General features: G+C 57.6%; 12 protein-coding genes. 8 read left to right on the forward strand and 4 right to left on the reverse strand.

What is annotated here, in order from left to right; genetic code table 11:
* Positions 1-1,096: M10 family metallopeptidase (locus AACY11_RS20235; RefSeq protein ID WP_339495597.1), on the reverse strand; the 1,096-nt coding region annotated here is incomplete at its 3' end.
* 205 nt (positions 1,097-1,301) lie between these two features.
* Here AACY11_RS20235 and AACY11_RS20240 point away from each other — a divergent pair.
* Positions 1,302-1,946: an MBL fold metallo-hydrolase gene (locus AACY11_RS20240; RefSeq protein WP_339495598.1), complete on the forward strand. Its 645-nt coding sequence runs from the start codon at positions 1,302-1,304 to the stop codon at positions 1,944-1,946.
* A gap of 116 nt (positions 1,947-2,062) precedes the next feature.
* Positions 2,063-2,791, forward strand: coding sequence for an OmpA family protein (locus tag AACY11_RS20245; RefSeq protein WP_339432168.1), 729 nt, complete (start codon positions 2,063-2,065; stop codon positions 2,789-2,791).
* A gap of 183 nt (positions 2,792-2,974) precedes the next feature.
* Here the strand turns inward: AACY11_RS20245 and AACY11_RS20250 are convergent, their stop codons facing one another.
* Positions 2,975-3,409: a YhcB family protein gene (locus tag AACY11_RS20250; RefSeq protein ID WP_339432167.1), complete on the reverse strand. Its 435-nt coding sequence runs from the start codon at positions 3,407-3,409 to the stop codon at positions 2,975-2,977.
* A gap of 144 nt (positions 3,410-3,553) precedes the next feature.
* Between AACY11_RS20250 and AACY11_RS20255 the strand changes: the two genes are divergently transcribed.
* The 3 genes from AACY11_RS20255 (at position 3,554) to zapE (ending at position 6,748) form a co-directional block, all read left to right on the forward strand.
* The gene (locus AACY11_RS20255) at positions 3,554-4,183 is read left to right on the forward strand and encodes an alpha/beta hydrolase (RefSeq protein ID WP_339495611.1); all 630 of its coding nucleotides are present in this window, start codon (positions 3,554-3,556) and stop codon (positions 4,181-4,183) included.
* Between the two features lie 24 nt (positions 4,184-4,207).
* Positions 4,208-5,563 (forward strand): tryptophan--tRNA ligase, encoded by a 1,356-nt coding sequence (locus tag AACY11_RS20260; RefSeq protein WP_339465307.1) that lies wholly within the window; start codon positions 4,208-4,210, stop codon positions 5,561-5,563.
* 90 nt (positions 5,564-5,653) lie between these two features.
* Positions 5,654-6,748 (forward strand): cell division protein ZapE, encoded by a 1,095-nt coding sequence (gene zapE, locus AACY11_RS20265; protein WP_339432165.1) that lies wholly within the window; start codon positions 5,654-5,656, stop codon positions 6,746-6,748.
* 198 nt (positions 6,749-6,946) lie between these two features.
* On the opposite strand, the gene AACY11_RS20270 is transcribed toward zapE, so the two are convergent.
* The gene (locus AACY11_RS20270) at positions 6,947-7,843 is read right to left on the reverse strand and encodes a GlxA family transcriptional regulator (RefSeq protein ID WP_221731600.1); all 897 of its coding nucleotides are present in this window, start codon (positions 7,841-7,843) and stop codon (positions 6,947-6,949) included.
* A gap of 250 nt (positions 7,844-8,093) precedes the next feature.
* Here AACY11_RS20270 and AACY11_RS20275 point away from each other — a divergent pair, with 250 nt between their 5' ends.
* Positions 8,094-9,230: an acyl-CoA dehydrogenase family protein gene (locus AACY11_RS20275; RefSeq protein WP_339432164.1), complete on the forward strand. Its 1,137-nt coding sequence runs from the start codon at positions 8,094-8,096 to the stop codon at positions 9,228-9,230.
* A 98-nt stretch (positions 9,231-9,328) separates the two neighbouring features.
* Here the strand turns inward: AACY11_RS20275 and AACY11_RS20280 are convergent, their stop codons facing one another.
* A complete protein-coding gene (locus AACY11_RS20280) occupies positions 9,329-10,369 on the reverse strand; it encodes an NADP(H)-dependent aldo-keto reductase (protein WP_339465306.1) in 1,041 nt (346 codons plus the stop codon).
* Positions 10,370-10,614: 245 nt separating this feature from the next.
* Here AACY11_RS20280 and rplM point away from each other — a divergent pair, with 245 nt between their 5' ends.
* Positions 10,615-11,043 (forward strand): 50S ribosomal protein L13, encoded by a 429-nt coding sequence (gene rplM, locus AACY11_RS20285; protein WP_007917032.1) that lies wholly within the window; start codon positions 10,615-10,617, stop codon positions 11,041-11,043.
* A gap of 14 nt (positions 11,044-11,057) precedes the next feature.
* Positions 11,058-11,450, forward strand: a complete 393-nt coding sequence (gene rpsI / locus AACY11_RS20290; RefSeq protein WP_100845125.1) for a 30S ribosomal protein S9 — start codon at positions 11,058-11,060, stop codon at positions 11,448-11,450.
* Positions 11,451-11,617: the final 167 nt, after the last annotated feature.

The following is an 11,617-nucleotide window of genomic DNA, read 5'->3' on the forward strand; positions in this document are numbered from 1 at the left end:
GGGTGTAGTCGATGGAGGCGAAGACCCGGTCGATTTCGGTCAGTGAGGTGCCGGTCTCGACAACCACGTCACCGATGTTGTCGACGTAGTAGGTGTCGTTGCCGGCACCGCCGATCATGGTATCGGCACCGGCCATACCGTTGAGGGTATTATTCAGATCGTTGCCGGTCAGCTTGTCGTTGAAGGCCGAGCCAATTGCGTTCTCGATCTTGGCGCCAATCGCGATCCCGAGTCCGTCATTGATCAAGGTGTTGTTGGTGAGGTCGGTGAAGGCTTTGCCGATCTGGCTGTAGGCGCCCTCATTCAAATTGATGTTGACGGCTGCGAGCTGATTGCTGCCATCAATGGTGTCATTGCCACCTGCGTCCCAGATCGTCTCGAAGACTGACTGGTTGGCATCCCATTTGTAAACATTGTCGCCGGTTTGCCACAGCATGTTGGCGCCATACAGGCTTTGCATCGCAATGATGTCTAGCACCATAGGCGTCGTTGGCTGATAGGAGTAGTTGCTGTTGTAACTCATCACGGTGAAGTGAACGTCATCAAACGACGGATCGAGCAATTGTTTGTTGGCTGCACTGGTATCGAACGGATGCTTGAGGCCTAGGGCATGTCCGATTTCATGCACAAACGTCAGGTAGTCGTAGGTGCCTTTGACCGGATTCGGATCATCGGTAGCCATCCCGACCCATACATCGCCCGCAGCGGGCAGGTTGTCAGGAAAGTAAGCCCACGCCGCCGTTTTGTTGTCCATCAACCGATAGCCACCGAAGCGCAGATCACCCACAGTGCCCAGGTTATCGCTGGTCAGGGTGAAATTGATGTTGGCAACGGCGCTCCACGCCCCCAGGGCCCCGATAATCGAAGTCTTCTGTGCGGTCGTCAGTTCATACAGTGCGTTGTATTCATTCTTGGGGCTGTAATTGGTGGCGAAGTACGAAGTCCCCGGAGCCATGAAGCTATAGCTGAGGTTGGTCGCCCCGAAAGGATTCCAGTCGGATCCGAGCCAGAATTTACCGGCAATAAGGCTGTCGACGAGCGCGTTGCCAGTCAGTGAAGCGGGAAACGTGAAGGAGTACGTCAAGGGCGTAGGCATGCGGGGATTTCCTGAGTACGCTGCGGCCCTTCCTGAATGCGACCGCTACAAAAAATGCGATTTTGCACCAGAAACAATACATTTGACATCATTGAGCCATCATTTTTCGGATTAGTGGCGTCAAATAACTGACCGGGCGATCTGTATCGGCTTGTGAAGTAGAATTCTGAAATCAGTCTCACGACCGTTCGTCCAGGATTTTCCCATGTCTGTTCCCAACCCAATACTCATCCGCGAAACCTTCCCCGTCGGCCCGCTCCAGTGCAACTGCACGATCATCGGCGACCCGATCACCAAAAAGGCCATCGTCGTCGACCCAGGCGGCAATCCGGATCTGATCATGGCGCGTCTCGATGCCCACGGTCTGAAAGTCGTCAGCATCATCCACACCCACGCCCATCTCGATCACTTCCTCGCTTCCGGGCAGATGAAAGAGAAAACCGGCGCAACCCTGCACCTGCACAAGGAAGACCAGTTCCTGTGGGACAACCTGGAGATGCAATGCCAGATGTTCGGCGTGCCTTACACCCCGGTACCCTCACCGGATCGCTGGCTGAGTGACGATGAAGAACTCGCCTGCGGCTGCGGCGTGGCGTTGCACACGCCGGGTCATACACCCGGCTCCATGAGCTTTTGGTTTTCCGAGGCTAAGCTGTTAATTGCCGGTGACACGTTGTTTCGTCGCGGCGTAGGGCGCACGGATTTGTGGGGCGGCGATCAGGCGACCATCGTGCGATCGATCAAGCAGCGGCTTTACACACTGGATGAAGACGCGACGGTCGTTACCGGGCATGGTCCGGATACGCGTCTGGGTGATGAAATGCGTGAAAATCCTTTCGTGCGGGCGTAAATAATTTGTAATGGGTGTGCGGCGGAATTTTTACGCATAGTCATGATCAAACGCCCGCAGAGGTTTATTGCCAAACGGCCGCTGCACCATAGAATGCAGAAACGTAGGAGCTCTTCATGTTCACCAAGCGTCGTTTGATTATTGTCGCCACGGCCGTGGCCTTGCTGTCCGGCTGTGCTTCGCCTAACCCCTATGACAATCAGGGCCAGGCCGACGGTGGCTCCCAAGGCATGAGCAAAACCGCCAAGTATGGTGGTCTCGGGGCACTTGCCGGTGCATTGGCCGGTGCGGCCATCGACCACAACAACCGTGGCAAGGGCGCCTTGATCGGTGCAGCGGTAGTGGGGGCTTCGGCGGCCGGTTACGGTTACTACGCTGACAAGCAGGAAGCGAAACTACGCGCCAGCATGGCCAACACTGGCGTTGAGGTGCAGCGTCAGGGCGATCAGATCAAGCTGATCATGCCGGGCAACATCACGTTCGCCACCGATTCGGCGAACATCGCGTCCAGCTTCTACCAACCGCTGAACAATCTGGCCAACTCGCTGAAAGAGTTCAACCAGAACCAGATCGAAATCGTCGGCTACACCGACAGCACCGGCAGCCGCCAGCACAACATGGACCTGTCCCAGCGTCGTGCGCAGAGCGTGGCGACCTATCTGACCTCGCAAGGTGTCAGCGGTGCCAACCTGTCGGCCCGTGGCGCCGGTCCGGATAACCCGATTGCCAGCAACGGTGACGTCAATGGCCGGGCGCAGAACCGTCGGGTTGAAGTCAACCTGAAAGCGATTCCGGGGCAGCAGTATGGTGGTCAGCAGCAGGGCACGGTTCAGCAATATCCGTAACTGATCGCTTGAGTGAAAAAATGCCCGGTCCTGGTGATCGGGCATTTTTTGTGTGGTCTGTGCCGGCCTCTTCGCGGGCAAGCCCGCAAAGAGGCCGGTGTTGTCACCGCAAAATCAGCAGATACAAAAAAGCCCTCGGACAACAGCATTGTCCGGGGGCTTTTTGTTGGGCGCGAAACCCAATTACTTCTTCAGGCCATATTGCTCATCGAGCATGCCCGGCGAGTTCGGGGTCTTCGGTGCGTAGTCGCGTGGAGGCTCCTGATCGCGCGGTGGCGTCAGGCGTTCGCGCGGTGCCTGCGTCGCATCGGCGTGCAGGGCGGCGATCAGGCGTTGGCGGGTCTGTTCGTCCAGGGCCAGACGGTTGGCACCCTCGGCGAGATGATCCTGCACTTCCTGATAGCTCTGGGTCAGCTTCTTGACCAGCATCGCAGTGCTGTTGAAGTGGGTGACCACTTCGTTTTGATAACTGTCGAAACGCTCCTGGATATCATCCAGTTGACGCTGCGTACGGCTCGGCGCGGCGTTCGGCGCAACGCGCGCGATCAGGAATCCAATGGCGACACCCACAACCAGGGCAAGAGTCGGTAACAACCAAACTAAGAGCGAGTGTTCCACGAGTCCTTCCTCTATAAACGGCTTTGCTTTACGTTAACGGCTCGAACCTGCGCTGTATACCGCGATTCACTCGCAATAGATTGGCACAGACAATTTGCTAGACGAGTCGACCCGACTCGAGGTCACGGAGTTCCTTCCTTGCTGATGCGTGAAACCCCCGTAGTGATTGATGGCCCAATCGGCCAACTTGAGTCTCTGTATCTGGATAACGAGCAGCCGCGCGGTATCGCGCTGATCTGCCATCCTAACCCGGTGCAGGGCGGCACCATGCTCAACAAGGTCGTCTCGACCCTGCAGCGCACCGCGCGCGATGCGGGCCTGATCACCTTGCGTTTCAACTATCGCGGCGTCGGCGCCAGCGAAGGCGCGCACGACATGGGCACTGGCGAAGTCGATGATGCCCAGGCTGCGGCGGCATGGCTGAGGGAAAAACACCCGGATCTGCCGTTGACCCTGTTCGGTTTCTCCTTTGGTGGATTTGTTGCAGCAAGTCTCGGCGGGCGTCTTGAAGCGCAGGGCGTGCCGCTCAAGCACCTGTTCATGGTCGCGCCGGCGGTGATGCGTCTGGGTGATCAGGATCAACTGCCACAGCACGGCGAGCTGACGGTGATCCAGCCGGAAACCGACGAAGTGATCGATCCGCAACTGGTCTACGACTGGTCCGACAAACTCCAGCGCCCCCATGAGCTGCTGAAAGTGGCAGAATGCGGACACTTTTTTCATGGCAAGTTGACCGATCTCAAGGATCTGATCCTGCCGCGTCTCTCGAATTGATTGCAGTCTGACAAGCGATTACCCATGACGAACCGTACCCGTATCCTCACCGGCATCACCACTACCGGCACGCCGCACCTGGGCAACTACGCCGGCGCCATCCGCCCGGCGATCCTTGCCAGTCGCGACAGCAATGCCGATTCGTTCTACTTTCTGGCCGACTACCACGCCCTGATCAAATGCGATGACCCGCTGCGCATCCAGCGCTCGCGTCTGGAAATCGCCGCGACCTGGCTGGCCGGTGGCCTCGATGTCGACCGCGTGACCTTCTACCGCCAGTCCGACATCCCGGAAATCCCCGAACTGACCTGGCTGCTGACCTGCGTTGCCGCCAAGGGCCTGCTTAACCGCGCCCATGCCTACAAGGCTTCGGTGGACAAGAACGTTGAAACCGGTGAAGACCCGGATGCCGGTATCACCATGGGCCTCTACAGCTATCCGGTGCTGATGGCGGCGGACATCCTGATGTTCAACGCGCACAAGGTGCCGGTCGGTCGCGACCAGATCCAGCATGTGGAAATGGCGCGCGACATCGGCCAGCGCTTCAACCATTTGTTTGGTCAGGGCAAAGAGTTTTTCACCATGCCCGAAGCGCTGATCGAGGAAAGCGTGGCGACGTTGCCGGGCCTCGACGGGCGCAAGATGTCGAAGAGCTACGACAACACCATCCCGTTGTTCTCCAGCGCCAAAGAGATGAAGGACGCGATCTCGCGGATCGTCACCGACTCCCGCGCGCCGGGCGAAGCCAAAGATCCGGACAACTCGCACCTGTTCACCCTGTTCCAGGCCTTCGCCACGCCGGCGCAATCCGACGAATTCCGCAGCGAACTGTTGGGCGGCCTGGGTTGGGGCGAGGCGAAGAACCGTCTGTTCCAGTTGCTCGACAACGAACTGGGCGAGGCTCGCGACAAGTATCACCAGTTGATCGAGCGTCCAGCAGATCTGGAAGACATCCTGCAGATCGGCGCGAAAAAGGCCCGTGCCGTGGCCACGCCGTTCCTCAACGAACTGCGTGAGGCCGTCGGCCTGCGTTCTTTCGTCAATCAGGTTCAAGTCGCAGCGACCACCAAGAAGAAAGTGGCGAAAGCCGCACGATTCGTCAGCTTCCGTGAAGACGACGGTAGCTTCCGTTTCCGTCTGCTGGCCGCCGATGGTGAGCAACTGCTGCTGTCGCGCAACTTCGCCGACGGCAAAACCGCAGGCCAGGTGACCAAGCAACTGCAATCCGGCCAGCCTTTGGACGTGCGCAGCGAAGACCAGAGCTTCAGCGTGTGGCTGGAAGGCGAGTGCGTTGGCGACAGTCCGGCATTCGCTGACAGTGCAGCGCGGGATGCGGCCATCGAGGCCCTGCGCATCGCTCTGACACCGGTTCAGGAATAATCAGCGGCGCGGCCCGACCAAGGGCTGATTGCCATTCTCAAGGGCCGTCGCTACAGTGACGGCCCGTTTTTGTTGCCTTGCTAACGAATTATGACGCCCCTAGAACGATACCAAGCTGATCTGAAACGCCCGGACTTCTTCCATGACGCCGCGCAGGAAACTGCTGTGCGTCATTTGCAACGCCTGTACGAGGACCTGATCGCCGCCGATCAGAACAAACCGGGGCTGCTGAGCAAACTGTTTGGCAAAAAGGATCAGGCGCCGGTCAAGGGGCTGTACTTCTGGGGCGGCGTGGGCCGCGGCAAGACTTACCTGGTCGACACCTTCTTCGAAGCGCTGCCGTTCAAGGAAAAGACCCGCACTCACTTCCACCGTTTCATGAAGCGTGTGCATGAAGAGATGAAGACCCTCGGCGGTGAGAAAAACCCGCTGACCCTCATCGCCAAGCGTTTTTCGACTGAATCGCGGGTCATCTGCTTCGATGAGTTCTTTGTCTCCGATATCACTGACGCCATGATCCTCGGCACGCTGATGGAAGAGCTGTTCAAGAATGGTGTGACCCTGGTCGCGACTTCAAACATCGTCCCGGACGGTCTGTATAAAGACGGTCTGCAACGTGCGCGCTTCTTGCCAGCCATCGCGCTGATCAAGCAGAACACCGAGATCGTCAACGTCGACAGCGGCGTCGACTACCGTCTGCGTCACCTCGAACAAGCGGAGCTGTTCCACTATCCGCTCGACGAAGCCGCTCACGAAAGCCTGCGCAAAAGCTTCAAGGCACTGACGCCGGAATGCACCGCTGCGGTCGAGAACGATGTGTTGATCATCGAAAATCGTGAAATTCGCGCGTTGCGTACCTGTGACGACGTGGCCTGGTTCGACTTCCGTGAACTGTGCGACGGCCCGCGCAGCCAGAACGATTACATCGAACTGGGCAAGATCTTCCATGCCGTGCTGCTCAGCGGTGTCGAGCAGATGAGCGTCACCACCGATGACATCGCTCGACGTTTCATCAACATGGTCGACGAGTTCTACGACCGCAACGTGAAGCTGATCATTTCTGCCGAAGTCGAGTTGAAAGATCTGTACACCGGCGGACGTCTGAACTTCGAGTTCCAGCGCACGCTGAGCCGTTTGCTGGAGATGCAATCCCACGAATTCCTGGCTCGGGCGCACAAGCCTTGAACCGATTCGGCAAATAAAAAAGGGCCTGCGAATGCAGGCCCTTTTTTATGTCTTGAAGATTCCTCGGATTCACCGCAATCCCCCTGTGGGAGCGGGCTTGCTCGCGAAAGCGGTGTGTCATTCAACATCGATGTCGGCAGATGCGCCGCCTTCGCGAACAAGCCCGCTACCACAGGGGATCTCTGTATGCTTCGGGGGTTAGGCAGCCTGCTGAAATTGCTGCCGATACTGGTTTGGCGACAGTTCGGTGTGCTGGCGGAACAGTCGCGCAAAGAAGCTCGCATCGTCATAGCCGACTTCATAACTGATGGTCTTGATGCTCTTGCGGCTGCCCGACAGCAACCCCTTGGCCGTTTCGATGCGCAGCCGTTGCAGGTAATGCAGCGGTTTGTCACCGGTGGCGGTCTGGAAGCGGCGCATGAAGTTGCGGATGCTCATGCCGTGTTCGCGGGCCACGTCTTCGAAGCGGAATTTGTCGGCGAAGTGTTCTTCGAGCCAGTGTTGAATCTGCAGAATGATCACGTCCTGATGCAGCTTCTGCCCGCCGAAACCGATGCGCCCTGGCGAATAGTTACGCTGCACCTCGTAAAGAATATCGCGGGCCACAGCCTGCGCCACGTTGGCGCCGCAGAAGCGCTCGATCAGATAGATGTAGAGATCGCAGGCCGACGTGGTGCCGCCGGCGCAATAGAGATTGTCGGCATCAGTCAGGTGCTTGTCCTGATTGAGGTGAACCTGCGGGAAGCGCTCGGCGAAGGCGTTGAAGAAGCGCCAGTAAGTGGTTGCTTCCTTGCCATTGAGCAGCCCCGCCTCGGCCAGCCAGAACACGCCTGTGGCCTCGGCGCATAGCACGGCGCCGCGAGCGTGTTGTTCGCGCAACCAAGGCAGGATTTGCGGGTAACGGCTGCACAGCGTATCGAAATCGTCCCAGAACGCCGGGAGGATGATGATATCGGTGTTTTCGAGACCGCCATCCACCGGCATGACTACATTGCTAAAGCTTTTCACCGGTTGGCCATCAGGGCTGACCAGGCGTGTTTCAAACGCCGGTGTCAGGCCGTGGCCCAATTGTTTGCCGTAGCGCAGGCTGGCCACATGGAAAAAATCCTTGGCTTGCATGAGGGTGAAGGCGAAAACCTGGTCGATCGCCAGGATGCTGACGCGCCGTAAGGGCGTGGAGACTTGCTTAGACATAATTCAACTTTTGTTTTGTTTTTATAAGGGAAAGTGGTCACCAGACGGCTGGATCGTCTTATTTTTTGTCGGATGTGTCCAGTGTCCTGTGTCGGAGGGGAGGCTTAGTCTCTGAAGGGTGTATCCCTCCAATAACAAAGAAAGGTGCCGCATGATTCCCAGAACCTTGTTCAGTTCCGAGCACGAATTGTTCCGCGACAGCGTACGAACATTCCTCGAAAAAGAGGCGGTGCCGTTTCATGCGCAGTGGGAGAAACAGGGCTATATCGACCGCAAACTATGGAACAAGGCAGGGGAGGCGGGGATGCTCTGCTCGCACCTGCCGGAAGAATACGGCGGCCTGGGAGCGGACTTTCTTTACAGCACCGTGGTGATCGAAGAGGTCGGTAGGCTGGGCCTGACCGGGATCGGTTTCTCGCTGCATTCGGACATCGTCGCGCCGTACATCCTGCATTACGGCAGCGAAGCGCTGAAGCACAAGTACCTGCCGAAACTGGTGTCGGGTGAGATGGTTACGGCTATCGCCATGACCGAGCCTGGCGCCGGTTCCGACCTGCAAGGGGTCAAGACTACGGCCGTGCTCGACGGTGACGAGTATGTGATCAACGGCTCCAAGACCTTCATCACCAATGGTTTTCTCGCCGATCTGGTCATCGTCGTCGCCAAGACCGATCCGAAAGCCGGCGCCAAAGGCACCAGCCTGTTTCTGGTCGAGGCGAACACGCCAGGTTTCGATAAAGGCAAGCGCCTGGAGAAAGTCGGGATGAAGGCGCAGGACACGTCGGAATTGTTCTTCCAGGACGTACGCGTGCCCAGGGAAAACCTGCTGGGTCAGGCCGGGGCGGGATTTGCCTATCTGATGCAGGAGTTGCCTCAGGAACGTCTGACGGTAGCCATCGGTGGCTTGGCCTCGGCCGAAGCAGCGCTGCAATGGACGCTCGATTACACCCGTGATCGCAAGGCGTTCGGCAAGGCGATTGCCGACTTCCAGAACACTCGATTCAAACTGGCGGAAATGGCCACGCAGATTCAGATCGGACGGGTGTTCGTCGATAAGTGTCTGGAGCTGCATCTGCAAGGCAAACTCGACGTGCCGACGGCAGCGATGGCGAAATACTGGGGTACCGACCTTCAATGCAAGGTGCTCGACGAGTGCGTGCAACTGCATGGCGGCTACGGCTTCATGTGGGAATACCCGGTGGCCCGGGCCTGGGCGGATGCGCGGGTGCAGCGGATTTATGCCGGCACCAACGAAATCATGAAAGAGATCATTGCGCGGTCGCTTTGAGTCTTGCGTTGACTTGACTGGCGTCTTCGGCAAGCCCGCTCCCACAGGTTCGGTGATCGTGGGGGCGGGGTTGCTCGCTAAGACGGTTTATCTCGCGATCACGGCGCAGGGTTGGGGTGATCCTTATGAATCGCCTCAATCCCCTCCAGCACTTCATCTGAAAGCTTCAGATCAAAACTGGCGATGTTGCTGTCCAGTTGCTCAAGTGTCGTCGCACCAATGATGTTGCTGGTGACGAACGGCTGCTGGGTCACGAACGCCAAAGCCATTTGCGCCGGGTCCAGGCCGTGTTCGCGGGCCAGCGCCACGTAACGGGTGCACGCGGCCTCCGATTGCGCGTTGAAATAGCGGCTGAAGCGGCTGTAAAGGCTCAGACGGCCTTTCGGCGGACGTGCACCACCTTCGTACTTGCCCGACAAAAAGCCGAACGCCAGCGGCGAATAGGCGAGCAAGCCGCACTGTTCGCGGATGGCAATTTCCGCCAGGCCAACTTCAAAGCTGCGGTTGAGCAGGTTGTACGGATTCTGGATCGACACCGCGCGCGGCCAGCCACGGGCTTCGGCCAGCGCCAGAAAACGCATCGTGCCCCAAGGGGTTTCGTTGGACAGGCCGATGTGGCGGATTTTGCCAGCCTTTACCTGTTCGTCGAGTGCTTCGAGGGTGTCCTCCAGAGGTGTCAGGTTGGCTTCGATCTTGTGTTTGTAGCCCAGTTGTCCGAAAAAGTTGGTGCTGCGCTCTGGCCAGTGCAGTTGATACAAATCGATGTAATCGGTCTGCAGGCGCTTGAGGCTGGCGTCGACCGCTGCGGTGATGTGCTGACGGTTGTGGCGCAGGTTTTTGTCGCGGATGTAGTCGATGGTGTTGCCCGGGCCGGCGATTTTGCTGGCGAGGATCCAGTCGGCACGATCGCCGCGACTTTTGAAGTAATTGCCGATGTAACGCTCGGTGGTGGCGTAGGTGTCGGCTTTCGGCGGCACCGGATACATCTCGGCGGTGTCGATGAAGTTGATCCCGGCTTCCTTGGCCCGTTCGATCTGGGCGAAGGCTTCAGCTTCGGTGTTTTGCTCGCCCCAGGTCATGGTGCCGAGGCAAATTGCACTCACGTTCAGGTCGGTACGGCCTAGCTGGCGATAGTCCATCGGGTGCTCCTTGGGCAAAACAATCATAAAAGCAGGTTGAAATATTTTTCGCAATCTGCATAATTGCCGACCTCTTTCTGCAGTGGAAGTGATGCGCCGCCGCCGAAGAATCTTGCCGTTGAACGGACGCGCCGACCCGAGCCCCCGAAAGCGTCTGTATCCGGCTGCCTTTGACTTGTCAAAGTACGCACTATTCAGTAAGATCCGCCGTCTAATTTACAGGGCGGCCCCTGAGGCTATAAAGAATGAAAACTTTTACTGCTAAACCGGAAACAGTAAAGCGCGACTGGTTTGTCGTCGACGCTGCTGGTCAGACCCTGGGTCGTCTGGCCACCGAAATCGCGAGCCGTCTGCGTGGCAAGCACAAGCCTGAGTACACTCCTCACGTTGACACCGGCGACTACATCGTCGTAATCAACGCTGAGCAGATCCGTGTTACCGGTGCTAAAACCACTGACAAAATGTACTACTCCCACTCCGGTTTCCCGGGCGGCATCAAGTCGATCAACTTTGAAAAGCTGATCGCTAAAGCCCCTGAGCGCGTGATCGAGACCGCGGTTAAAGGCATGCTGCCTAAAAACCCACTGGGTCGCGACATGTACCGTAAGCTGAAAGTCTATGCGGGCGCTGCACACCCACATACTGCTCAGCAGCCCCAAGAACTGAAGTTTTAACGGAATAGTACATTATGTCGGCGACTCAAAATTACGGCACTGGCCGTCGCAAGACCGCAACCGCACGCGTTTTCCTGCGTCCGGGTACTGGTAAAATCTCCATCAACAACCGTTCGCTGGATAACTTCTTCGGCCGCGAAACTGCCCGCATGGTAGTTCGTCAGCCGCTGGAGCTGACCGAGACTGTCGAGAAGTTCGACATCTACGTCACCGTGATCGGTGGTGGTGTAAGTGGTCAGGCTGGTGCAATCCGCCACGGTATCACTCGCGCTCTGATGGACTACGACGAAACCCTGCGTGGCGCTCTGCGCAAAGCTGGCTTCGTTACTCGCGACGCCCGTGAAGTTGAACGTAAGAAAGTTGGTCTGCGTAAAGCGCGTAAGCGTCCGCAGTACTCGAAGCGTTAATTTCGCTTCCACGTTCAAAAAGAACGCCCGATTCCTCACGGAACCGGGCGTTTTTTTATGCCTGTGATTTATCAAAGAATTGCGCTGTGACAACTTGCCACATTCGTAGACCCCCTATACTACAAGGCTTGAGGGTGAGAGCTCCGGGTAATTCCCTTGTCAGAATT

This window comes from Pseudomonas sp. RA_105y_Pfl2_P56, assembly GCF_963970845.1.
Classification (GTDB): Bacteria; Pseudomonadota; Gammaproteobacteria; order Pseudomonadales; family Pseudomonadaceae; genus Aquipseudomonas; species Aquipseudomonas baetica_A.